This is a genomic window from Gordonia paraffinivorans NBRC 108238 (assembly GCF_000344155.1).
Lineage (GTDB): Bacteria > Actinomycetota > Actinomycetes > Mycobacteriales > Mycobacteriaceae > Gordonia > Gordonia paraffinivorans.
In genome coordinates this window covers 67,259-91,141 of record NZ_BAOQ01000012.1, presented here as the reverse complement: position 1 = coordinate 91,141, position 23,883 = coordinate 67,259, and the positions used below count along the sequence as shown (strand labels likewise).

The following is a 23,883-nucleotide window of genomic DNA, read 5'->3' as shown; positions in this document are numbered from 1 at the left end:
ACCGGCCATGGCGGCAACCCCGGCGATCGCAGCCCTCGAACGCGCGAAGATCGTCCACACCGTGCATCGCTACGACCACGACCCGCGGTCGGAGTCCTATGGCACCGAGGCCGTCGACCACCTGGCCGTCGAACTCGGGATCGTCGCCGAACAGGTCTTCAAGACACTTGTCGTCGAGCTGTCCGGCAGCCGACGACCCGGGCTGGCGGTGGCGGTGGTCCCGGTTCCCCGCAAGCTGTCGCTGAAGGCCGCCGCGGCCGCCCTCGGCGCCTCGAAGGCGAAGATGGCCGAGGCCAAGGCCGTCACCCGCAGCACCGGTTATGTGCTCGGCGGGGTCTCGCCGGTCGGCCAGCGGACCCCGCTCCCGACGGTCGTCGACTCCTCGGCGCTCGGTTTCGACCGTGTCCTGTGCAGCGCGGGCAAGCGGGGCCTCGAGATCGCGCTGGCACCCGCCGACCTGATCGCGGTGACCGACGCCGTGGTCGCCGACATCGCGGTCTGACCTGCCGGGTGTCGGACGCCTGGGGCAGCATGGAGGCATGTGCGGACGCTATGCGGTGACCACCGACCCGGCGAAGCTCGCGGCCGAGATCGACGCGGTCGACGAGGTACCCGAACCCGAGGACTCCACCGACCTCGACTCCCCCACCCCGCGCGCGCCCGGCCCGAACTACAACGTCGCGCCGACCACGACCGTGATGACCGTGGTGAAGCGGCATTCCCCCGACGACCCCGACGACGATCCGCTCCTGCGCATCCGGGCGATGCGATGGGGTCTCGTGCCGCCCTGGGCCAAGGAGGTCGGCAAGGGGCCGCTGCTGTTCAACGCCCGCGCCGAGACCGCCGCGGAGAAGAGTTCGTTCCGCGCGTCGGTGAGGTCCAAGCGATGCCTGGTGCCGATGGACGGCTGGTACGAGTGGAAGAAGGGACCCCTCGACCCCAAGGGCAAGCCGACGAAGATCCCCTTCTACATGACCCCCGAGGACGGCACGCGGCTGTTCATGGCGGGTCTCTGGTCGGTGTGGCACCCGAAGGGGACCGATGCGCCCCCGCTGCTCAGCTGCACGATCCTCACCACCGACGCGGTCGGCAGGCTGCGCGAGGTCCACGACCGGATGCCGCTGATCATGCCGTACGACAACTGGGACGACTGGCTCGATCCGGACCACCCGGCGCCCGGCGAACTGTTCGCCCCGCCGCCGCAACCGCTGGCCGAGGCGATCGAGATCCGCGAGGTCGCACCGCTGGTCAACCGGGTCTCCAACAACGGCCCGGAGCTGATCGAGCCGGTGTAGACCCGGCGCCATGAAGCCGGTGGCATCGAGCTCGGAGGGACCCGTGCCGTCCGGGACACCGAGCAATGTGGACCTCGAGGTCGTGGGCCTCAGCGCGGGGCGACGAGCACCGCGGCGCCGTCGAATCGCCCCGCCTCGAGGTCGGCGAGTGCCGCGTCGGCCTCCGACATCGGGTACTCGTGCGTCGTCGCCCGCACGCCGTGGCGGGCGGCAAGCTCCAGGAACTCGCGCCCGTCCTCCCGCGTGTTGGCGGTGACGGAGCGGATCTCCTTCTCGTAGAACAGTTCCCGCTCGTAGTTGATCGTCGGGATGTCGCTGAGGTGGATGCCGGCGATCGACAGGACGCCGCCGCGGTCGAGGGCGCGCATCGCGACCGGGACCAACTCGCCGACGGGTGCGAAGGTGATCGCGGCGTCCAGCAGTACCGGCGGGGCGTCGTAGGCGCCGCCCACCGACGCCGCCCCCAGTTCGGCGGCGAGCCGGCGGGACTGCTCGCCGCGCGTCATCACGTGGACCTCCATGCCCAGCGCGATCGCCACCTGGGCGCACAGGTGCGCGCTACCGCCGAAGCCGTAGAGACCCAGCCGACGCGGGCGCCCCGACTCGGGGGCATCGAGCAGGCCGGTCCGCCGCAGCGCGCGGTAGCCGATGATGCCCGCGCAGAGCAGCGGCGCGATCGACACGTCGTCGACGTCGTCGGGCAGGGAGTAGGCGAACGCGCCGGGCACGGTGACGAACTCGGCGTACCCGCCGTCGACGTCCCACCCGGTGTACACCGATGCGGCGCACAGGTTCTCGGCGCCGCGGCGGCAGCGGTCGCAGGTGCCGTCGGTCCGGTGCAGCCAGGCGACGCCGACGCGGTCGCCGGGCGCGAACCCCTGCGCACCCGGGCCGAGTTCGACAACCTCCCCGACCACCTCGTGTCCGGGCGTCACACCCTCGCGATGGACCGGCAGGTCGCCCTCGGCGACGTGCAGGTCCGTTCGGCAGACCCCGCAGGCCCGCACCCGGACCAGCAGCTCCCCCGGACCGGGCCGCGGATCGGGTTTGTCGACGAGTTGCAACGGCCGGGAGGCGATCGGTCCCGGCTCTGTCACCGACCACGCGCGCATACCCCGAGGTTATCGCCGATCGGGCGGGCTCGACGCGAGTGAAGTGCGACCGGTCTCACCATTGACGAACTCGTTTTTCCGACATCGCGTCGGTAAACTTTCCGACATGTTGTCGGCAAATCAGCGAGGGCAGTGACGTGTTCCTCGCACTCCGTGAACTGTCCTTCGCCCGCGGGCGCTTCGCCCTGATGGGATCGGTGGTCGCGCTCATCGCGATCCTGATGGTCCTGCTCAGCGGCCTGTCCGTGGGCCTCGTCAACGACGGCGTCTCCGGCCTCAAGAAGCTGCCGGTGACCTCCTTCGCCTTCCAGAAGGACGTCGCCACCGATTCTGCCTTCTCCCGCTCGCTGGTCCCGATCTCCGATGTGGAGACCTGGAAGGAGCAGCCGGGCGTCGAGGCCGCGGCCCCGTTCGGCAACACCCTCGTCAACGGCCGCACCGAGAAGGGCCTCGAGATCGACCTCGCCCTCTTCGGCGTCGAGCCGGGATCGTTCGTCGACCCGAAGGCGGCCAAGGGCGAGTCCCTCTCGGGCGCTCCCGGCGAGATCGTGATCAGCGAGACCGCCGAGGAGAACGGGCTGAAGATCGGCGACGTCGTGACGGTCGAACCGCTCGGCACGCAGCTGCGCGTCGTCGGCGTCCTCGACGGCCAGAGCACCTTCGGTCACGTCGACGTCGCCTACGTGCCGCTGAAGACGTGGCAGGAGATCCGCGCCGGCGCGCGTCCGGGCGAGCCGGTCCCCCCGCGCGTCTACGAGGACATCACCGCGGTCGCGGTGAAGGGCAAGGACGTGAACCTCGCGGCCGGTGACGCCGCCGCCGACACCACCTCGCTCACGCTCGACGAGTCCTTCGGCGCCTCGCCCGGTTACACCGCCGAGACGTCGACCCTGTCGCTCATCCAGGCGTTCCTGTACGCGATCTCGGCCCTCGTCGTCGGCGCCTTCTTCACCGTCTGGACGATCCAGCGCCGTCAGGAGATCGCGGTGATGCGCGCCATGGGCGCCTCCACCGGCTACCTGCTGCGCGACTCCCTCGCCCAGTCCTTCATCCTGCTGCTCGTCTCGGCCCTGGTCGGCATCGGCATCGGCGTGGGCATCGGCGCCGCCATCGGCTCGACCCCCATGCCGTTCGCACTCGAGGCCGGATCGGTCGCCGTCGCCGGCACCCTGCTGGTCCTGTTCGGAATGATCGGCGCCGCCGTCGCGGTTCTCCGCATCACCCGCGTCGACCCCCTGACCGCGCTGGGAGGCAACCGATGAGCGCTCTGTCCCTGAAGAACGTCACTCTCGTCCACGGCGACGGCGAGGACGTCGTCACCGCACTCGACGACGTCAGCATCGACGTCACCCCCGGCGAGTTCGTCGCCATCGTCGGCCCGTCCGGCTCCGGCAAGTCGAGCCTGCTCGCCGTCGCCGGCGCACTCACCACCCCGACGTCGGGCACCGTCACCGTCGGCGGCGTCGACCTGGGCACCGCGTCGAAGAAGGAGCTGACCCGGATCCGCCGTGAGCACATCGGTTTCGTGTTCCAGAGCGGCAACCTGCTCGGCGCCCTCACCGTGGAGGACCAGCTGCGGCTGCCGCTGACGTTCGGCAAGGTCGAGAACCCTCGGTCGCCCGCCGACCTGTTGGCCAGCGTGGGCATGAGCCACAAGGCCAAGCGTCGTCCCCATCAGCTCTCGGGCGGCGAGCGGCAGCGCGTGGGCATCGCCCGGGCGCTCGTGACCAGCCCCGACGTCCTGCTCGTCGACGAGCCCACCGCCGCGCTGGACCGCCGGCGCAGCCACGAGATCGTCGAGCTCCTCGCCCGCGAGGCGCACGAGCACGGCGTCGCCACGATCATGGTGACCCACGACCAGGACGTGCTCGTACACTGTGACAAGGTGTACGAGATGATCGACGGAACACTGAAAGCGGTGTCGTCCTAGCAGTTTTGACCGATCGAATGAGCTGAGGAGGTGGGCGTTTGCCTCGCATCCAGGCGCCCACCCTCGCCGAGCACCGCCGCCAACAGACGCAGGCGATCCTCGACGGCGCCAAGGCCATCCTCGCCGAGACCGGAAAGGCCCCGAGCCTCGCCGCGGTCGGAGCGCGGGTGGGCCTGGCGCGGTCGAGCGTCTACCAGTACTTCTCCTCGAGCGACGAGTTGCTCGAGGCCGTGGTGGCCGATCTGTTCCCGAGCTGGGGGCGCTTCGTCGGCGACCGCGTGTCCGCGGAGTCCGAGCCGGGACACCGCATCTGGGCGTACATCTGCGCGAACGTCGACCTGTTCGTCGGCTCCGAGCAGGCGGTCGCCAACGCGCTCGCACGCGTCGTCGACCCGAGCGTCCTGCTGGAGCCGATGCAGCGATTCCACGCCGAGTTGCAGGAGCCCCTGGTCGAGGCCCTTGTCGCGCACGGCGAGTCGCACCCGCGGGAGGTCGCCGGGATCATCGACTCGGTGATCCTGCAGGCCTGCCGGTCACTCGGCGCCGAGCACTCCGACGACGAGCACTCTGACGACGAGGAGCCCCGGGAGACCGGCACCGACTCCGCCCCAGCCCCCGCCGCGGACCCGAAGATCGCCGCGGTCCGCGAGGAGATCCTCGCGATGATCCGCCGCCTGCTCGGCGGCTACCTCGGACTCGTCCCCGGCTCGGCGCCGGACCCGGGCAATTCGTGGTCGCCCCAGCGGGATCGGTGATCGACCCGGTGGAATTCGCAGTGGCTCACCGGAATTCGTAATCGCTCAACGGGAACGAGTCCATCTCACGCAGCGTGCGCAGGGTCGACGACGGTCGGAGCAGCGTCGCCTCCCCGTGCTGGTTGAAGTAATAGCTGCGCGAGGTGGCGCAGTTCCCGTTGTAGAACACCGAGGACTGCAGGCGATCGGTCATCTCGTCGAGGAAGGCGTCGTTGGCCGCCTCGGTGACCTCGAAGGTGTCGCGCCCGCGCCGGCGAAGTTCGCCGAAGAGTCGCGTGATGTGCTTCATCTGCCCCTCGATGGTGGTGAAGTACGACAGCCCGCTGTAGGAGTACGGACTGTTCAGGGAGACGAAGTTCGGGAACCTCGGCACCGTCACGCCCTCGTATGCCTGGAAGCGGTTCTCCCGCCAGAACTTCCCGAGCTCACGGCCCTCCCGTCCGGTGATCTCGAAGGCCGGGAAGTTCACGTCCCAGAGGTTGAACCCGGTGGCCAGGACGAGGGTGTCGATCTCGATGCGCGTGCCGTCGGCGGCGAGGATCGCGTCGGGTTCCAGCCGCGCGATGCCGCTGGTCTGGAGGGTGACGTGGGGCTTGGCGAAACTGGCGAAGTAGGTGTTGGAGAAGGTCGGCCGCTTGCACCCGAAGTCGTAGTCCGGGGTCAGCTTGCGCCGTAGCTCCCGGTCGCGGACCTGCACGCGAAGATGTGCCTTGGCCAGCAACTCGGCGAGCTTGTTGCCCGGCTTGAGCTGCTTGTGGTGCAGGACCCCGGCCACCATGAGCAGCTCCAGCATCGAGGTGTTGACCACCCGGGCCGCCTTCTGGGTGAGCGGCACACGCCGGAACATGCGCTGCACCGGCGGCGGGATCGGGAAGTCGACCTTGGGCACCACCCAGATCGGCGTGCGTTGGAAGACGGTGAGCGACTCGGCCGCCTTCGCCGCCTCCGGGATGAGCTGCACCGCCGTCGCGCCGGTGCCGATGACCGCCACCTTCTTGCCGGTGAGGTCGAAGTCGTCCTCCCAGTCCGCGGTGTGCAGGATCTTTCCCCGGAAGTTCTTGAGCCCCGGGAAATCCGGCACGTGCGGCTGGGACAGGAAACCGGTCGCGGTCACCAGGTACCGGGCCGTGCGCTCGGCGCCGTCGGCGGTACGGACCCGCCAGATCCGGGCGTCGTCGTCCCACGCCGCCGAGTCGACCCGGGCGCCGAACTCCATGTGGCGCTTGAGGTCGTACTTGTCGGCGACGTGGTGGGCGTAGCGCTTGAGCTCGGGGCCCGGGGCGAACAGCCGCGACCAGTTCGGGTTGGGCTCGAAGGAGTACGAGTAGGTCACCGACGCGATGTCGACGGCCAGTCCGGGGTAGTGGTTGACGTGCCAGGTCCCGCCGAGGTCGTCCTCACGTTCGAGAATGGCGATGTCGTCGATGCCGAGGCGTTTGAACGCGATGGCCGCACCCATCCCGCCGAAGCCGGCACCGACGATCAGCACCTCGTGTTCCGGGACCTCGCGACCGGGACCATCGGGACCGGGAAGACCGGGACCTGGGCGTGCGGGTTGCATGACTGACCCCCAATAACTGTTACCAGCAGTTACTGTAATCTAGCACACACCCGCCGCCCATCGCCCATCGCCCATCGGGCCAGGTCACCGGACGTGCTCCCGGCCACCGCCCCGGCGTCAAACGCGATCAGGCGATGGCGGTCCCGTCCCACAGCACGTCGAAGAACTGGGTCGCCATCAGCTCCTCGGCCTTGTTGCGGTCGAGTCCGAGCTCGCGCCGGTAGGCCAGGACATGCTGCAGCGACAGCGCCGAGTAGAGCAGGGGCAGGTGGTCGTGCTTCTGGTCGTAGACACCCGTGGCGCCCTTGGCCGCCTCCAGGTTCTTCCGCAGATGCGACGGATGCTTGATGATGTCGCGGAGCACCGCCGCCTTGATCATCTTCTTGCGTCCGGCGGGCACGACCACCAGCTCGCCCGGATCGAACAGGGCCTTGTCGAACTCCTCCGCGGTGGCGACGGTGCACCCGGCGGTGGGACGCGGGTTGCATTCGACCATGTGGTGCTCGCCGTCCTCGGTGACCAGGTAGTCGAAGCTGATCTGCCCGTGCCAGTTCAGCTCCCGGGCGATCTTCTGGGCGGCCTCGAGCGACTCGGGCGAGTCCACCGACTGGAAGACGATGCCGCCGCGGTCGTCGATCGCCAGCGGGTGCTCGTAGCAGGAGTGCAGCACGATCTCGCCGTGATGGGCGACGCTCCAGCTGCAGCGGTCGACGCCCTTCAGGAACTCCTGCACCAGCCACGGGTCCTCGGCGGTGGGGGTCACGTCGTCGACGGAGGACTCCCCGGCCAGCGGGCCGGTGTTGGTGAGGATGTCGAGGCCGCCACGACCGTATGCGGCGCGAGCGAACCAGTGCGGCCAGCGCCCGGTGGCCTCGCGCAGTTCGTCTCGGCTGGTGACGGTCACCGATTCCGCGGCGGGCAGCCCGAGTTCGCGGCACAGCTCGGTGAAGGTGACCTTGTCGTGCACGCGGGCGAGGGTGTCGAAGTCGGGGAAGAACAGCTCCGTAGCGGGGTGCGCGGCGGCGATCCGGTCCCGGTGCCGTGCGAGATAGAAGACCTCCTCGAACATCGGCAGCAGCCAGTTGACGTCGTACTCGCCGATGGCCTCGATCACCGCGTCGATGAACGCCTCGGTCTGCTGGGTGGGCGCCGGCACCACGATGTGGCGAGTCGCGCCGCGCGAGTGGCTGCCCGGCGCCGAGGCGAACGTGTCGGCGGCCGTGACGTCTCGGCCCATCTGCCCGAGCTTGTGGATCTCGTCGACGGCGAAGGGCATCCGGGAGGTGGTGACCAGGATTCGGGGGTCGGCAATCGTCATGAGACGAAAGTAGAACATGTGTCCGCGTCGAATCGGACGACGCCGCCGTGACAGCACGGATCCGCGCCCGCAGGCACAAATACGGCCCGGAACGGCCGCGCACAGGGCCCCGGAGTAGTTTGGCCTTCTCATGAATTCCCGAACCGCCGGACCGACCACGCCCTCGGCCACCACGTCGACGACCCGGTCCTTCGTCGCCGCCGTGTACGCCTTCGCGGTCGTCATGCTCGGTACCACCATGCCGACACCGCTGTACGCGATCTACGGCGAGCAGCTCGGTTTCGGGGTCGCGACGACGACGGTGATCTACGCCGTCTACGCGGCCGGTGTCATCGCGGCGCTGATCCTCTTCGGCCGCTGGTCCGACGTCGTCGGGCGTCGGCGCCTGCTCATCGCAGGGGCGGCGTTGTCGGCGGTCAGCGCCGTCGTCTTCCTGACCGCGGGCCCGGTGTGGCAGATGCTGATCGGCCGGGTCATCTCGGGGATGTCCGCCGGCATCTACGCCGGCGCGGCGACCACCGCCATCATCGAACTGGCCCCGCCGTCGTGGCGCGGACGGGCACCGGCGGTCGCCACCGCGGCCAACATCGGCGGACTCGGCCTGGGTCCCCTCATCGCCGGTGTGCTCGCCCAGTACGCCCCCGCCCCGCTGCACACCCCGTTCGCCGTCGACCTCGCGCTGCTGGCGCTCGCCTTCGCCGGGATCTGGCGCCTGACCGAGACCGTCGCCGTGAAACCGGGTGCACGACTGGGCATCCAGCGGCTCTCGGTGCCCGCCGACATGCGCGCCGTGTTCACCCGTGCCTCGATCGCGGCGTTCGCCGGGTTCGCGGTCACCGGGACGTTCACCGGGGTGGCGCCGACGTTCCTGTCGTCGATCCTCGGCATCGACAACCTCGCCTTCGCCGGGGTGGTGGTGTTCGCGGTGTTCGCGTCGAGTGCCGTCACGCAGATCGTGGTGCGCCGCATGCCGACCGACACGGCGCTGGTCGCGGGGTGCGCGATCCTGATCGGCGGCACGTGCCTGTCCACCGCGGGCCTCGTCACCGCATCGGCGGCGCTGGTCGTCGCCGGGGCCATGGTCTCCGGCATCGGGCAGGGCATGTCGTTCTCCAAGGGCCTGGCCTCGGTGGTGGCGGCCGCCCCGCACGACCGCCGCGCGGAGGTCACCTCCACCTTCTTCGTCGTCGCCTACGTGGGCATCTCGATCCCCATCGTCGGCGAAGGGCTCACCGCCCGCGCCTGGGGGCTGCAGGAGGCGGGCATCGTGTTCAACGCCGGCGCCGCGGTGCTCGCGCTGCTGTCGCTGATCCTGACGGTCGCCGCCGTCCGGCGCGCCGGCTGACGCCTCAGGTCCGCGGCACCCCTGCGGCGGCGAGGGTTTCCGCCAGCGCGCGGAACCGGGCGCTGCTGACCAGGTCCTCGACGAGGACCACCTCACCGTCGGCGTCGGCCAGCGGGATGCACCAGTTCGGGTACTGCCTCGCGTTCGTGCCCGGTTGGTTCTGAATCCGCCGCTCGCCCACCGCATCCACGAGGGCGACGCTCAGCAGCACCGACGGGCTGCGGGCGATGAGCGCGTACAGCGCGTCGACGACCTCCGGCGCGGCGAGCGGGGTGTCCCGCGGGAGCAGTCCGCGCTCGTGGGCGAGGTCGAGCACGGCATCGCGCTCGCGCTCGACGCGTTCGCGTTCGGCCTCCTCGCTCGTCTCGAGGATGCCGAGCCGGGCACGCAGGGCGACGTGGTCGCCGGCGAGGTAACCGACGGTCGGCGGGAGATCGTGGGTCGTCACCGAGGTCAGGCAGAGTTCGCGGTAGCGCTCGGGCGGGACGGCTCCGTCGCGGTCCTGCTCGAACCAGAGGATCGAGGTTCCGAGGATTCCGCGCTCGCGCAACGTGTCCTGCACCGTCGGTTCGAAGACGCCGAGGTCCTCGCCGACGACGACCGCGTCGGCCCGTTGTGCCTCGAGCGCGAGGATCCCGATGAGCGCCTCGCTGTCGTAGTCGACGTAGGCGCCCTGCGCGGCGCTCATCCCGTCGGGTATCCACCAGAGTCGGAACAGGCCGAGGATGTGGTCGACCCGCACCCCGCCGGCGTGCCGCAGCACGGTGCGGAGCATGTCGCGGTAGGGCGTGTAACCCGCCTCGGCGAGCCTGCGCGGATGCCAGGGCGGCTGGTCCCAGTTCTGACCCTGCTGGTTGAAGCCGTCGGGCGGCGCGCCGACCGACACCCCGGTGGCGAGGACGTCGCCGAGCGCCCAGGCGTCGGCGCTGTGCCGGCCGACGCCGACGGCGAGGTCGACCATGACGCCGATCGACATCCCCGACGACGAGGCCGCGTGCGCGGCGGCGGCGAGTTGCTGATCGCAGATCCACTGCAGCCAGATGTAGAAGTCGATCCGGCGGGAGAGCTTGCGCCGCTTCTTCTTCACGTATGCCGGGTCGAGGAACTTGCCCTGCCAGCGCGGGTCGTCGGCGTCGTACCGCTCGGCGAGCGCGCACCAGGTCGCGAACCTCTTGAGGCCCTTGCCCTCTCGTTGCCGGAATGCGCGCAACGCGGCCTTGCGTTCGCGGCTGAGGGGCACCCCGTAGATCAGTTCCAGGGCCTCCATCTTCGCGCGGTAGGCCTTGTTGCGCCGGATTCTGTCGGCGGCGGTGTTCTCCGCCAGGAAGCCGCGCGCGACCTTCCGCGCCCACTTGCGCTGCGACTTGGTCAGTCCCTCGTACTCGGGGATGTCGGTCACGCGGATGTAGAGCGGGTTGAGGAAGCGCCGGGTGACCGGCAGGTACGGCGAGGCCTCGATCGGCGGCTGCGGTTGCGCCGCGTGCAGGGGGTTGACCTGGACGAAGTCGGCCCCGAACGTGGCACCGGCCGCCTCGCAGATCCCCGTCAGGTCCGCGAGATCGCCGACTCCCCACGAGTCCGCCGACCGGATCGAGTACAGCTGCACCGCCAGCCCCCACCGCTGCCCGCCGAGGAGCCGGTCGGCGGTGTGCAGCCGGCGCGGGGTGACGATCAGCGGCGCCTCGCCCGATGCCGAGGCGGCGAGATCGACGGCGTGGATGCGGTGGTAGCCGGGTTCGAGGGAGTCCGGAACCGCGAAGGTCGCGCGACCGACGAGTCGCCCGTCGACCTCCCGCGGGTCGACCCACACGTCGAGCTGTTCGGGCGCGATGATGCGCCCGTCCTCGGCGACGATCGTCACCGTCACCGGATTCCCGTGCGGGACGTGGACGCAGAAGGTGTTGCCCGTCCCCTCGGTCACGACGGTGACGGCGGGAACGAACTCGCGCCAGGGTCGTTCGTCGATCTGCCGGATCGACTCCTCGATCGCCTCGGGCGAATCCGCCGCGACACCGAGCGCGTCGAGGACGGCCACCAGCGTCTCCGGGCTCGCCTCGTGCCGCTCCTCGTCCCAGCCCACGTGATCGGTGGCCACACCGCAACGACGTGCCAGGTCGGTCAAGCGGTCGGGGTTCACGTCAGCCACCTCGCCATGGTCTCAGGATTCGGCCGGGTCCGCCGTGCATGTGTCCGCCCGGCCGCACCCGACGACCCCTACCCGAAGATGACCCCCGGGTTCAGCAGCCACTGCGGGTCGAGCGCCGACTTGATCGCCCGCATCGCGTCCAGGTCGACGTCGGACCGACCGAGATGGGTCCATCGCGCCTTCGCCCGTCCGATGCCGTGCTCGGCGCTGATGGAACCGCCGTGCGCCGAGACGATCCCGAACACCGTGTCGGTGACGTCGCCGGCGCGTTCGACGGGGACGTCGAGGAGATTGACGTGGATGTTGCCGTCGCCGACATGTCCGAAGAGAACCGGACGGCAGTCGAAGTCTCCGGAGTCCCCCACCCCGGCGAGATCCGCGAACGCCTCGGGCAGGGCGCGGATCGGGACCGAGATGTCGAGCTTGACCACCGGTGTCGCCGACGACCGCGCGATGGACTCGGTGTGGCTCTCGCGGGCGCCCCACAGCGCCCGGGCCGGCGCCGGCTCGAGCACGGCATCGGCGAGTCCGTCGGTGCCGGAGAGCAGTTCCGCGGTGGCGGCCTCGATGTCGCCCGGCCCGCAGACCTCGAGCAGGACGTAGAAGGGCGCCCGACTCGCGGTGGGGTGCCGCTGCCCGTGCTCGTGGACGAGCGCGATCCCGGCCTCGGTCATGAGTTCGGCGGCCTCGACGGTGAGTCCCTGCGACGACGCGGCGCCGATCAGGTCGATCGCGGTCTGCACGTGGTCGACCGCGGCCACGGCGACCACCGCCGACGCAGGCGGCACCACCAGCCGGAAGAGCACGCGCGTCACCACGGCGAGAGTGCCCTCGCTGCCCGCGAGCAGGCCCGGGAGGTCATACCCGACGTTGTCCTTGATCAGCGACGTCCATCGGCGCAGGACCCGGCCGTCGGCGAGGACGGCCTCGATGCCGAGGACCTGTGAGCGGGTGTTGCCGCGCCGGATCATGCGCGTCCCCCCGGCGTTGGTCGAGACCACCCCGCCGGCGGTGGCCGACTCGCGCGATGCGAGATCGATCGGGAACGCCAGACCGGCCTGCGCGGCGCGCGCGTCGATCGCGGCGACGGTCGCGCCCGCCTGGGCTCCGACGCAGCGGCCGATCACGTCGACCTCGTCGATGTCGGTCATGCGGGACGTCGACAGCAGGATCGTCGGGCGTTCCGGATCACGCCGCGCCGGCGGCACCGACCCGCCGACCAGTCCGGTGTTGCCGCCCTGCACGCAGATCCGCGCCCCGGCGCCGGAGCAGATGCGGACGACCGCGGACACCTCGTCGGTGGTCCGGGGTCGCACGACGGCGTCCGCCTCGCCCCGGTATGCGCCGGTCCAGTCGACGAGGAAGCCCGCCATCGCATCGGGATCGGTCAGGACGTTCGCGTCCCCGACGACCTCGCGCAGGGACGCCTGCAGGGTGTCGGCCGCCCTCATCGCGTCAGGCCCGGGCGACCGCATCGGGGATCGGGGTGTCTCCGTCGTTGAACTCGATGACCTTGTGCACGGTCTCGGGCCTGGCCAGGACCTCCGCGGCGACGGCGGCCACGTTGTCGCGGCTCACCTCGTCACCCGCGGTCCGCGAGCCGCCCACGGAGATCCTGCCGGAGCCGGGTTCGTCGGTGAGCCGACTCGGGCCGAGGATCGTCCAGTCGAGATCGCTCGCCTTGAGGTGGGAGTCGGCCGCCGCCTTGGCCTCCGCATAGGCGTAGAACGAGTTGTCCTCGGGGACTCCGTGATCGGGTCCCGCACCGAAGTACGACACCATGACGTAGCGGCGGACGCCGACCTTCGCCGCGGCGTCGATGGAGCGGATGGCGGCGTCCCGGTCGACCGCGTAGGTCCGCGTCGGGTTCCCGCCTCCCGCGCCGGCCGACCAGACCACTGCGTCGTGGTCGGCGATCGCGGTGGCGATCCCTGCGACGTCGAGGGTCTCCACGTCGGCGACGACCGGTTCCGCGCCCGTCTCCGCGACATCGCGCACATGCTCGGGGTTGCGGATGATCGAGGTCACCTGATCCCCCCGATCGGTCAGGATCCTCGCCAGCTTCAACGCGATCTTGCCGTGTCCTCCGATGATGGCCACTCGGGTCATTGACTGCTCACTTTCGGTTGCTCGCTTGTGGACTCGTGGGCGCCTGTCCCAACGTACTCACGCCGAGGCCACGTCGCCCCGGTTCGTCGACGCCTTGGCACGACAACGCCCCGGCACGAACGCGGTGCGCGAACGTGCCGGGGCGGGGCGTCGGGGTGTCAGACGCGAGTGCGACGTCCGGTGACGGCCTTGACGATGGCCAGCAGGATGCAGGCTCCCACCAGGCAGGTGATGAAGCTGAAGATCCAGCCGGCGCCCTCCACGTCGACGCCGAAGACTTTCAGCAGGAAGCCGCCGATCACGCCGCCGATCACGCCGACGACGATGTTGAGCAGAATTCCCTGCTGCGCATCGGTCTTCATGATCTTGGAGGCGATCCAGCCTGCGAGTCCGCCGATGATGATCCATGCGATGATGCCGATTCCCAGCATTGTGTGCCTCCTAGTGCCTTGAGTCTGAAGCGTGCGAATCGCCCGGGTCGGACAGATGGTGCGATTCGCGACATGACCGGAGTTACCCACGCGCCGTGGAGCCAAACATGCGCATGGAGATCCGTGTCCGCTTCGAGACCTCTGCGGAGGCCGTACCGAGACCTCCGGCCGCGGGACGCGTCCGGAGCAGATCACCGGTGAGCTGCAACAAACCCGCGATGGCGGCCGCTCAGGAGGCGGCCGGGTCCCGGGACGGATCTACGGACAGGTCACCTTGATCTCGTAGCTCTTCTTGACCATCTTCGTCGGGTCGGACATGTTGACGCCCGTGGCCTCTCCCTTGATCGTGTAGGTCTTGCCGTCCTTGTCGACCTCGGCGCTGCCCTCGCCGACGCCTCGCTGGTATCCGAGGGTCACCCCGTCCACGGAACCGAGTCCGACGGATTCGACCTGCGGGTCGTCACCGGTGGACACGACGGCACCCACGCCCGACGTCCCGGCGCCGACCCCGATGTTCACCTTGCCCGCGACCTCGGCACATGCGACGGTCTTGTCGCCGAGATCGACCTCCTTGTCGTCGACCTTCACCGTCGCCTCGCTCGACGACCCGGAGTCGTCGGACTTCGCCGTCGCGGTCAACGACCCGGACTCGACCGTCACCGCCGCCCCGCTCGACGATCCGGAGTCACCCGAATCGTCTGAGCCACAGGCGGGAAGGGTCGCGGCCAGCGCCGCCGCGCCGAGAATCGAGGCGATCTGCACCTTGTTCATGAGGGACTCCCTGGGAGATGTGAACGCCCGCCGGGCGGCGAACTAGGTCGAAAATAGCCCGTTGAGCACGCACTTTGACCCAGATTCGAAGGGAGCCCCCGCTGCCGACGGGCCGAGTACCCGCGAAACGGCCGGTTCGGAATCGCGACTTGAGTTCCGGTTCGGCCGGATCCGCGTCTCAACCGGCCGGCGCCAACTTGGCGTCCGCCTCGATCATCACCGCCCGGGTCAGGTCCCGGAACTGTTCGTAGTGGCCGTGATAGCCGTATTTCGCACGCAGACTCGGCCGGCAACCGTACTCTGCGGCGGCGCCGACGGCATTGGACTCGTGGATGTAGGCAGGCAGGATGTTCTGGATCGTCGGGTCGCGGCGGAGCCGGTGCACGGTGTCCCGGTGCAGCGTCGACGACGCCCGGTACTTGGTGATCACGACGCCGAGTTCGACGATGCGACGACCGATCTCGTCGGAGAAGTCGGCGACCTGCCGCTGAACGTGCGGGATCGCATAGGTGGACAGCACGTCCGGGATCGTCGGGATGAGATATCCGTCCGCCATGGCCAGCCCATTGAGGCTGAACGGCCCGACGTTCGGCGGGCAGTCGATGAGCACGTAGTCGTAGCGGGACAGGATCGGTGCCAACGCCCGACGCAGCACCTCCACCGCCGCCAGATGGTCGTCGAGCGCCACCCGGCGGGCGCTCAGCTCCTCCTGCAGGTCGATGAGATCCAGCGACGAGGGGACGAGGTCGATTCCCGTGAGCCCGTCCGTCGCGGAGACGTCACGGCAGACCGTGCGCTCGAGGTCGAACCGCCGTGTGCCGTCGAGCACGTCGGCGAAGAGCGGGGCGACGGTGTGTCCCCGCCGGTTGAGCGCCTCCCAGCGCTGCTCCCCGATCATCATCGTGGTGAGGCTGGTCTGCGCGTCGAGGTCGATCAGCAACACCTTCTTGCCGAAGACCCCGGCCAGGAAGTCGGCGAGGCCTGCGGTGAGCGTGGTCTTGCCGACACCGCCCTTGAGGCTGATGGTCGCGATCACCGTCGGCATGTGCGTCCTCGGCTCTGGTCTCCTCGTGCCACTCGGCGATCAGGTTAACCGAGGTCAGGTGCCCTCACCTGCGATGTCGCCCAATGCCGGGCACCGCGTGCGGCGCGAGCCGGTATCCGACGACGACCCGCGCCTGCGCGCGCACGAGCCGGACGACCGGTCAGCCGGCCCTGCCCAGCGCCTCGACGCGACGGTCGTGACCGGCGAACGTGGGGCCGCGTCCGCCGTCCTTCTCCGCGGCCAGGCGGGTGAACGCGGCGTGCATGACGGCCCAGTAGGTGTCGCCCCGGGCACGGCGTCGGTCGGCCCGCTTCCAGTAGCCGGGGACGCGCCGGTCGAGGTTGGCGAGGTGCACCTGCGCGGTGACGAGCTTCGGGGCCAGGCGGCCGATCCACGTCGGCTCGGGCGTTCCGGTGATGCGCCGGCCGAGGACCTGACCTCCGATGAAGAAGTACAGCCCGTGCAGGGCCTGGTGGATCGCCGATTTCACCCGGGCATCGACGACCGGGACGTGCACCTTGTCCATCAGCGTCTCGAGCATCATCTCCGAGAGGTCGTTGAGCGCATCGGCGTACTCTGACGGCGGTTCCATCACCGCGTAGCCGTAGTCGAGCAGCTCGACGGCCTCACCGAAGGTGCGCGGGATCATCGCCTCGCGGATACCCAGGAGGTGGCCGATGTACGACCAGAAGATGTTGAGGTCCTCGAGGTCCCGATACTCGTAGCGACGACCGTAGTTGATGTCGTACATGAGGTTGGCGACACCGAATGACGGTATGCCGCCGGACATCTCGGCATTGGAGATCGGCACTCCGTGTTCGGCCACCCACTCCTCGCCCCACTTCTTGCGGAGCATGACCCGCGCGTGTGCGTGCATGAGCCGGACGCGGACGGCGTTCTTGAACGCGACCCCGAAGCGGTTCAGCGCGCCGGGGGCCGGCAGGTGCACCCAGAACTCCGCCGACTCCAGCGACCGGTTGATCATGTCGCGCTGCATGCGGCCCATGGTGCCGACGGCGGACCCCACCGACCCGCCCTGGACCGTCGCCAGGGTGTTGAGGAAGATCAGCGACGCCTTGCCCGCCGGGGTGACGCTGTTCGCCACGATCGCACCGCGGTCGACGCGGTCCTTGGTGATCCATGCCGGCGGGGTGTCGATGTGCCCGAAGAGCGCCACGAGCTCGTGGGGCGGATCCTCGATGGTGTCCAGGCCGAAGTTCAGTGCGCGCTCGAACATCTCGCGCCCCTTCCGCGGCGGCAGTCGTCGGAACATCTGCACGACCGCGTCCATCTCCGGGTCCCCGACCCACACGTGGTCCTTGGCTCGCGCGACGATCCCACCCGTCTCGGGCAGCCGGTCCTGCACGTCGACCCAGCCGTCGAGCAGTCGGCGTCTCGCCGGGGTCCACTCCGGGTTGAACCTCGGCCGCCCGGGAGGGGCCGGCCGGAGCGGTCGCCCGAGGACCGGGTCGACCGGGGCGCCCGGATCGGCCGGCGGAGCGAGCGGATCGAGTTCGTCGATGACGGTCGTCACGACAACTCCCCTGCGGTCGATGAGATAACCAGGTGATCTAGGTTACCTATTTCGCCTCCGTTTGGGACGCGATTTGGCAGTTCCCGCCCGAGTTCGACCGATCACTGGAGCGGAGTCGGATGGTTGTCCTTCGACTTGGAACGGAACAGCAGCACCCAGCCGCCGTAGAGCGCCAGGCCGATCAGAGCGATCCAGAAGAGCCCCTTGAGCAACGGGCCGACAACCGCGAGAGCGATCAGCACGACGGCGACGACGCCGAGGATCTTCCAGAAGGTGTTCGATGAGTTCGTCGTTGTGTTCATGACACCGAGTCTCCGCCGCCGGAAACCGGAAATCCACAGGTCAGCACGAATATGAGGCGAAGTTCAGGGGCTTCCCTGACCTCGACCCCTAGCGTCGGAACCAGGCCTGCGGACCACCCTCGAGGGCCTTGGAGATCCGAAGCCGGGAGGTGTCGGTGAGCTCGTCGGGCAGGGAGTCCGGGGCGAACCAGGCGACGTCGGAGTTCTCGTCGTCGGCGGCGCGGGGGTCTCCGGCGACGTGGTGGGCCAGGAAGCACACGTCGAGATATCGCGCCCGGTCCCCGTTCGGATAGGTGATCACCGGGGTCACGTCGACGCTGGTCAACCGCACGATGTCGACGGTCACCGCGGTCTCCTCGGCCACCTCGCGCACCGCGGCCCGGGCCGGTTCCTCGCCGGGTTCGAGCACCCCCGACACCACGGCCCACCGGCCGTTGTCGACGCGCCGGGTCAGCAGGACGCGACCGCCTGCGTCGAGGACGACAACGCTGACACCGGACAGCCAGAGCTCACGATGACCGACCTGGGCACGCAACTCGCGGATGAATTCGGGAACGGGCACCCCCACATCCTCCCCGCCGCCTTCCCCGGCAGCACCGGAAGCGGCGATGCGGACGCCGTGTCCGGCGGCCCGACGCGCAGAATGTCCTCCATGAGGATCTCCCGCCGAGCCGAGCAGATCGCGCCGTTCTACGCGATGGAATTCGCCAGGGACGCCGCCGAGCTGGAGGCGCAGGGCCATCACATCGTCAAGCTCAACATCGGCGAACCCGACTTCGGGGCGCCGCCGGAGGTCCTCGCTGCCGCACGCCAGGTGAGCGACGGCCGGCCGCTCGCCTACACCGGCGCGCTGGGCCTTCCCGAACTGCGTTCGGCCATCGCCGGGTTCTACCGCGACCACTTCGGCGCCGACGTGGACCCGAGGCGGGTCGCGGTCACGTCCGGGGCGTCGGCCGCGCTGCTGCTGTCGTGCGCGGCCCTCGTCGATCCCGGCGACGGCGTGCTGATCGGCGATCCGTCGTACCCGTGCAATCGGCAGTTCGCCCACGCCTTCGGCGCCGACGTCACGTTGCTGCCGACAACCGCCGCGACCCGCTTCCAGCTGACCACCGAGGCCGTCGCCGCGGCGTGGACCGAGACCACCCGCGGCGTCATCGTCGCGACGCCGTCGAACCCCACGGGCACGTCGGTGCCCTACGACGAGCTGGTCGCGATGACCGACCTCGTCGCCGCGCGCGGCGGCTGGTCCATCGTCGACGAGATCTATCTCGGGTTGTCCGATCCCGGTCCCGACGGGCGGCCTCCGCGCAGCATCCTGGCGACCGACTCCCCCGGCGCCGCCGAGACGGTCGTGATCAACAGCTTCTCGAAGTACTTCGGCATGACCGGCTGGCGTCTGGGTTGGTGCATCGTGCCCGACGAGCTCGTGGGCGTCCTCGAGCGACTGGCGCAGAACTTCTACGTCTGCCCGCCCACCCCGTCGCAGTACGCGGCGCTGGCCTGTTTCACCCCCGAGTCCCTGGCCGTCGCCGAGGGCAACCGGCGCGAGTTCGCACGGCGGCGCGGGTTGGTCATCGACGGGCTCGCGCGCATCGGGCTCGACGTGCCGGTGGTGCCCGACGGCGCGTTCTACGTCTACATCGACGTCGGCTCCACCGGGTTGACCGCGTCGGAGTTCTGCGAGCGGGCCCTGCACGAGGCCCACGTGGCGCTGACACCGGGCAAGGACTTCGGCGTGGCCGGGGCGGAGCGGTTCGTGCGGCTGTCCTACGCGGCCTCGACCGAGGACCTGGCCACCGCCGTCGACCGCCTCGGCGGGTTCGTGGAGTCGCTCCGCCCCGCCTGAACGGCCGGTGACCTCGCCATCCGGCCGATACAGTGTGGTGCGGAACACTCCTCGGACGCGGGAGACGCGCATGAGCACGGCAGATCTCGACACCGTCGACCCCGAGCGCATCGAGCAGGAGGCGGGCCGGGCCCTGCGCGGTCTCCTCGGCCGCACGCCGCGCATCCCCGGCGTGGTCGCCGGCGTCACGACCGACCGCCGCACCGTCCACCTCGACGCCGTGGGGGTGCGGTCGACCGACGACGGCTCCCCGATGACCACCGACTCCGTGTTCGCCCTGTTCTCCACCTCCAAGGCCATCACCGCGACCGTCGCGCTGCAACTCGTCGAGAGAGGGGAACTCGACCTGCACGCGCCGGCGAGCGAGTACGCCCCGGCGATCGGGGACCTGCAGGTGATCACCGGCTTCGACGCCGACGGCACCCCCTGTTCCCGCCCGCCCGCGTCGCCGATCACCACCCACCATCTGCTCACTCACACAGCGGGTTTCGGTTACTCGTTCTTCAACGAGACCTACCGTCGGCTCGAGACCGAGCACCGACAGCCGTCGATCTCCACCGCGACCATGGCCGCCCTGCGGACGCCCCTGCTGTTCGATCCGGGCACGCGGTGGGAGTACGGCTCGAACATCGACTGGGTCGGCCAGGTGATCGAGGGCGTCACCGGCCGGCGACTCGGCGAGGAGATGCACGACCGGGTGTTCGCCCCACTCGGCATGTCCGACACCGGTTTCCATCACACGGAGTCCACCCGCCACCGGCACGTGACCATGCACCACCGCCGGGGCGACGACCTCGTCGCCGAACCCTGGCGGGAACCGCCCGCCGCCCCGGAGGTCCAGATGGGCGGGCAGGGCCTGCACTCGACCGTCGGAGACTACCTGCGGTTCATACGGATGTGGTTGGCCGACGGCCGATCCGATTCCGGCGAGCGCATCCTCTCCCCCGAGACGGTCGCGATGGCGATGCGCAACCATCTCGGCGACCTGAGGATCCACCGGCTCCCCGGACTCGATCCCCGCCTGACCAACGACGCCGAGTTCTTCCCCGGCATGACGAAGTCGTGGTCGTACGCCTTCATGATCAACGACTCCGACGCCCCCACCGGACGCCCGGCCGGTTCCCAGTCGTGGGCCGGTCTCGCGAACCTCTACTACTGGCTCGACCCGCTGAACAAGATCGGCGGGTTCTGGGCGACCCAGGTCCTCCCCTTCTTCGACCCGGCCTCGGTGGAGGGCTATCTGGATTTCGAGTCCGCGGTGTACCGCGCGCTGAGCGTCTGACGCCGCACCCGGCGCACGGAATCCCCACGGCCGTGTGACATCCCAGACTTCTGGGGAACCCCTGATCCCAGAACCGCCGCCGGGATTCTCCCCGCCGTCGCGGGATGGTCGAAAGGCATGGACCCCACGGATTCTGGGGGACATGAACACAACGATCACATCCCAACCCACCGACCACATCTCCCTCGGCACGCTCATGTCCGAGGTCTCCGGCCCCGTCCTCACCCCGACCGATGAGGGGTACGCCACGGAGCTGGGCGGCTTCAACCTGATCGCCGCACCGGCGGCCGACCTGGTCGTCGGCGCGACGAACGCCCACGATGTCGCCCTCGCCGTGCGATATGCCCGCGCGAACGGATTCCGCGTGGGGGCCCGGGCCACCGGACACGGCCTGCCGATCGAGGGCAGGGGCACCGTCGTCGTCACCACCTCGCGGTTGAACTCGATCACCGTCGACCCGGTCGCGCGGACCGCGCGTGTCGGTGCCGGCGTGCGCTGGCGCGACGTCGTCGCCGCGACGACGCCGCACGGGCTGACCGGGGTCGTCGGCTCGTCCTCGTCGGTCGGCGTCGTCGGCTACACGCTCGGCGGCGGGCTGAGCCCGCTCGGGCGCCGGTTCGGTTGGGCCGCAGACCATGTCCGCTCCATCGAGCTGGTGACCGCGGACGGCGTCGTCCGCAGCGTCGACGCGTCGGCCGGCTCGGACCTGTTCTGGGCGATCCTCGGAGGGCGCGACGGTTTCGGGATCGTCACCGCCATCGAGTTCGAGCTGTTCGACCACCCACCGTCTACGGCGGCGGCATCTTCTTCGCCGGTTCGGCGGCACGGGACGTGCTGCACGCGTGGCGCGAGTGGGCGCCGACCCTTCCGGAGGAGGCGGGCACCTCGGTCTCCGCCCTCCGCCTCCCACCGGATCCCGATCTGCCCGCGCCCCTGCAGGGACAGCTCGCCGTCCACGTCCGGTACACGCACACCGGAGACCCCGCCGCGGCGGCCGCCCTTCTCGCGCCGATGCGTTCGGCCGGGCCGATCCTGCTGGAGAACGTCGACATCCTGCCGACCGCCGCCCTGGACGCGGTGCACATGGACCCGGCCGGCCCGATGCCCAGCGTCGAACGCGGCGTCCTGCTCGGCGAGTTCCCGGCCGCGGCCGTCGAGGCGCTGCTCGAGGTGGCCGGACCGCAGGTGCCGAGCCCGCCGGCCATCGTCGAGGTGCGGTTGCTGGGGGGGACGTCTGCGACGGCCGCAGCGCGTGCCGAACGCGGTCGCCGGACGCCACGGCGCCTATTCCGTGATCGCGATCGGAGTGCCGGCCCGACCGCTCGCCGACCAGGTGGGTCCGCGCCTGCAGGCGGTCCTCGACGCACTGGCGCCGTGGCGGTGCGGCGCGCTGCTGAACTTCTGCGGGCTCCGCGCCGCCGACCGCGCCGGCCTGTGGGGACCCGACGAGCGGCTGCGACTGGAGACGATCCGCCGCCGGCACGACCCGGCGGGGGTACTGGCGAGTAGATGACCCCAACATTATGGGATAGACATCGGCGCAGCTCAGGACCATGATTGGGCAATGGTGTCGAGTCTGACGACCGAGCGCGTGCGCCGCGACGTGGAAGTCGTGGCGCACGCGGGTCTCGGTCTCGACGAGTTCTTCGCCCAGACGGTCGAGTCGCTGCGACGGGCGGTCCCCGTCGACGCGGCGTGTGTGGCGACCTTCGACGCGAAGACGCAGATGCTCCTCTGCGCGCAAGTACGGCGACCTGCTCGGCCAGGACGAGCGAGACCCGGACTTCGGGCTCCTCGAGTACGGCGGCTGCGAACCGTCGAGCTATCGGGAGCTGGCGTCGCGCAAGTGCGACGCGGTCGGCATGAACCTCCTCACCCGAGGACAGGTCAAGCGGTCGGAACGCATGTCGCAGTTGATGATTCCGGAGTACTGCTTCCACGACGAGGCCCGCCTGTCGATCCGCGACGGCGATCGGCTGTGGGCCGGGATCGCGATGTTCCGCAGCGGCGCGGGCTGCCGCCCGTTCGACGAGGACGAGATCGGCTTCCTGGCCTCCCTGTCCCGCACGCTCGCGCACGGGGTCCGGATCGGCCTGCTCAGCTCCGTCGTCACCGAGCCCGTCGTCACCGAACCCGGAACCTCGGTCATGCACGGCCCCGCGGTCCTCATCATCGACCGGGACAACGAGATCGTGCAGATGTCGGCGGGCAGCGAGGAACGGATCGACGACCTCGCGGCCGGCCCCAACAGCGCCTCGGCAGTCAATCCCGTCTTCGGGCTGATCGGCGCCGCCCGACGCTACGGCGCCGGCGAGACCGATGTCCCGCCCCGCCTACGGGTACGCGGAAAGTCCGGGATGTGGCTGGTGATCAACGCCTCCCCGCTGTCGTCTGCCGACGGACGGGTGGGCGAGGTGGTGGTGACCATCGAGGAGGCGCGACCGCCCGAGATCATCCCTCTGGTGGTCGAGGCCTTCGGACTCACCACGCGAGAGCGGGACGTGACCCAGATGGTGTTGCAGAACGTCGCGACGAAGGACATCGCCGCCGCACTGCACGTTTCGGCCTACACCGTGCAGGACCACCTCAAGTCGATTTTCGACAAGGCCGGTGTGCGGAGTCGCCGGGAGCTCATCGCGCGCGTGTACTTCGACCAGTACGCGAACCGCCTCGGGGACACGTTGACGCCGTCGGGCTGGTTCGCGTCGGAAGAGTGACACCTCGACGATCCGGGACCCGGGGTTCGACGACCAGAGGCCGGAAAGGCCGGGCTCAGCAGACCGGGACTCGAAATCGGGGCGGGCTCGGGACGATGCCACCCCCGCCGCATGGCACCGTTCCCGATCCTCCCGTGGGTATTCACGACATAACCGAAGTTATTCACGATCGTGAATCGTCAGTAGTCCAACACATCCCCGCGCACCTCTACAAGGAAACGTGGCAAGGTGTGATGGAGGTAACGTGTGTTGTCAGATTGCGGAGCGCAACCCTCCGCCCGCCCACGATGACCGGACTCACCACCGAGCGAACGATCGGTATAGCATCGTGGGAGTGCCGTACCGGGCACACGGCAAGCGTCGGTCCGATCACGAGGAAGTGCG

Annotated in this window: 21 protein-coding genes and 1 pseudogene; 10 read left to right on the top strand and 12 right to left on the bottom strand. The window is 69.8% G+C overall.

What is annotated here, in order from left to right; genetic code table 11:
- Positions 1-7 precede the first annotated feature (7 nt).
- Positions 8-502: a Cys-tRNA(Pro) deacylase gene (ybaK, locus tag GP2_RS06665; protein ID WP_006899718.1), complete on the top strand. Its 495-nt coding sequence runs from the start codon at positions 8-10 to the stop codon at positions 500-502.
- Positions 503-539: 37 nt separating this feature from the next.
- A complete protein-coding gene (locus GP2_RS06660) occupies positions 540-1,295 on the top strand; it encodes an SOS response-associated peptidase (RefSeq protein ID WP_006899717.1) in 756 nt (251 codons plus the stop codon).
- Positions 1,296-1,384: 89 nt separating this feature from the next.
- Here the strand turns inward: GP2_RS06660 and GP2_RS06655 are convergent, their stop codons facing one another.
- Positions 1,385-2,407: a zinc-binding alcohol dehydrogenase family protein gene (locus GP2_RS06655; RefSeq protein WP_006899716.1), complete on the bottom strand. Its 1,023-nt coding sequence runs from the start codon at positions 2,405-2,407 to the stop codon at positions 1,385-1,387.
- A gap of 137 nt (positions 2,408-2,544) precedes the next feature.
- Between GP2_RS06655 and GP2_RS06650 the strand changes: the two genes are divergently transcribed.
- Genes GP2_RS06650 through GP2_RS06640 form a run of 3 tightly spaced genes read left to right on the top strand, consistent with a single transcriptional unit; the run spans position 2,545 to position 5,092 of the window.
- Positions 2,545-3,669 (top strand): ABC transporter permease, encoded by a 1,125-nt coding sequence (locus GP2_RS06650; RefSeq protein ID WP_006899715.1) that lies wholly within the window; start codon positions 2,545-2,547, stop codon positions 3,667-3,669.
- On the top strand, positions 3,666-4,337 hold the full coding sequence (locus GP2_RS06645; protein WP_006899714.1) for an ABC transporter ATP-binding protein: 672 nt from the start codon (positions 3,666-3,668) through the stop codon (positions 4,335-4,337). Before GP2_RS06650 ends, GP2_RS06645 begins: the two co-directional genes overlap by 4 nt.
- Positions 4,338-4,375: 38 nt before the next feature.
- Entirely contained in the window at positions 4,376-5,092 is a 717-nt protein-coding gene (locus GP2_RS06640) for a TetR/AcrR family transcriptional regulator (RefSeq protein WP_006899713.1), read from the top strand.
- 25 nt (positions 5,093-5,117) lie between these two features.
- Here the strand turns inward: GP2_RS06640 and GP2_RS06635 are convergent, their stop codons facing one another.
- Both GP2_RS06635 and GP2_RS06630 read right to left on the bottom strand, forming a co-directional pair.
- Positions 5,118-6,653, bottom strand: a complete 1,536-nt coding sequence (locus tag GP2_RS06635) for a flavin-containing monooxygenase (protein ID WP_006899712.1) — start codon at positions 6,651-6,653, stop codon at positions 5,118-5,120.
- Between the two features lie 127 nt (positions 6,654-6,780).
- A complete protein-coding gene (locus GP2_RS06630; RefSeq protein WP_040526580.1) occupies positions 6,781-7,971 on the bottom strand; it encodes an ATP-grasp domain-containing protein in 1,191 nt (396 codons plus the stop codon).
- A 130-nt stretch (positions 7,972-8,101) separates the two neighbouring features.
- Between GP2_RS06630 and GP2_RS06625 the strand changes: the two genes are divergently transcribed.
- Complete coding sequence (locus GP2_RS06625) at positions 8,102-9,316, top strand: MFS transporter (protein WP_006899710.1); 1,215 nt, start codon at positions 8,102-8,104, stop codon at positions 9,314-9,316.
- A 4-nt stretch (positions 9,317-9,320) separates the two neighbouring features.
- On the opposite strand, the gene malQ is transcribed toward GP2_RS06625, so the two are convergent.
- The 9 genes from malQ to GP2_RS06580 all read right to left on the bottom strand — a co-directional run bounded on the left by malQ (position 9,321) and on the right by GP2_RS06580 (position 18,216).
- The gene (gene malQ, locus GP2_RS06620) at positions 9,321-11,453 is read right to left on the bottom strand and encodes a 4-alpha-glucanotransferase (RefSeq protein ID WP_006899709.1); all 2,133 of its coding nucleotides are present in this window, start codon (positions 11,451-11,453) and stop codon (positions 9,321-9,323) included.
- Between the two features lie 77 nt (positions 11,454-11,530).
- Positions 11,531-12,913, bottom strand: a complete 1,383-nt coding sequence (locus GP2_RS06615) for an FAD-binding oxidoreductase (protein ID WP_006899708.1) — start codon at positions 12,911-12,913, stop codon at positions 11,531-11,533.
- 4 nt (positions 12,914-12,917) lie between these two features.
- On the bottom strand, positions 12,918-13,571 hold the full coding sequence (locus GP2_RS06610) for an SDR family oxidoreductase (protein WP_006899707.1): 654 nt from the start codon (positions 13,569-13,571) through the stop codon (positions 12,918-12,920).
- Between the two features lie 158 nt (positions 13,572-13,729).
- Entirely contained in the window at positions 13,730-14,002 is a 273-nt protein-coding gene (locus GP2_RS06605) for a GlsB/YeaQ/YmgE family stress response membrane protein (RefSeq protein WP_006899706.1), read from the bottom strand.
- A gap of 258 nt (positions 14,003-14,260) precedes the next feature.
- Complete coding sequence (locus tag GP2_RS06600) at positions 14,261-14,773, bottom strand: lipoprotein LpqH (protein WP_006899705.1); 513 nt, start codon at positions 14,771-14,773, stop codon at positions 14,261-14,263.
- 178 nt (positions 14,774-14,951) lie between these two features.
- Positions 14,952-15,818 carry a ParA family protein gene (locus GP2_RS06595; protein ID WP_006899704.1) on the bottom strand — a complete coding sequence of 289 codons (867 nt, stop codon included), beginning with the start codon at positions 15,816-15,818 and terminating at the stop codon, positions 14,952-14,954.
- Between the two features lie 160 nt (positions 15,819-15,978).
- Entirely contained in the window at positions 15,979-17,352 is a 1,374-nt protein-coding gene (locus GP2_RS06590) for an oxygenase MpaB family protein (protein ID WP_006899703.1), read from the bottom strand.
- Positions 17,353-17,453: 101 nt separating this feature from the next.
- Positions 17,454-17,654 (bottom strand): hypothetical protein, encoded by a 201-nt coding sequence (locus GP2_RS06585; RefSeq protein ID WP_006899702.1) that lies wholly within the window; start codon positions 17,652-17,654, stop codon positions 17,454-17,456.
- Between the two features lie 88 nt (positions 17,655-17,742).
- A complete protein-coding gene (locus tag GP2_RS06580) occupies positions 17,743-18,216 on the bottom strand; it encodes an NUDIX hydrolase (protein ID WP_040526551.1) in 474 nt (157 codons plus the stop codon).
- Between the two features lie 90 nt (positions 18,217-18,306).
- Between GP2_RS06580 and GP2_RS06575 the strand changes: the two genes are divergently transcribed.
- From GP2_RS06575 to GP2_RS06560, 4 genes and pseudogenes are all read left to right on the top strand, one after another.
- The gene (locus tag GP2_RS06575) at positions 18,307-19,500 is read left to right on the top strand and encodes a pyridoxal phosphate-dependent aminotransferase (RefSeq protein ID WP_040526549.1); all 1,194 of its coding nucleotides are present in this window, start codon (positions 18,307-18,309) and stop codon (positions 19,498-19,500) included.
- 70 nt (positions 19,501-19,570) lie between these two features.
- Entirely contained in the window at positions 19,571-20,782 is a 1,212-nt protein-coding gene (gene acmB / locus GP2_RS06570; RefSeq protein ID WP_006899699.1) for a methyl acetate hydrolase AcmB, read from the top strand.
- Between the two features lie 142 nt (positions 20,783-20,924).
- A complete protein-coding gene (locus tag GP2_RS06565) occupies positions 20,925-22,295 on the top strand; it encodes an FAD-binding oxidoreductase (protein ID WP_006899698.1) in 1,371 nt (456 codons plus the stop codon).
- A gap of 51 nt (positions 22,296-22,346) precedes the next feature.
- Positions 22,347-23,499 (top strand): annotated as a pseudogene (locus GP2_RS06560) (helix-turn-helix transcriptional regulator).
- Positions 23,500-23,883: the final 384 nt, after the last annotated feature.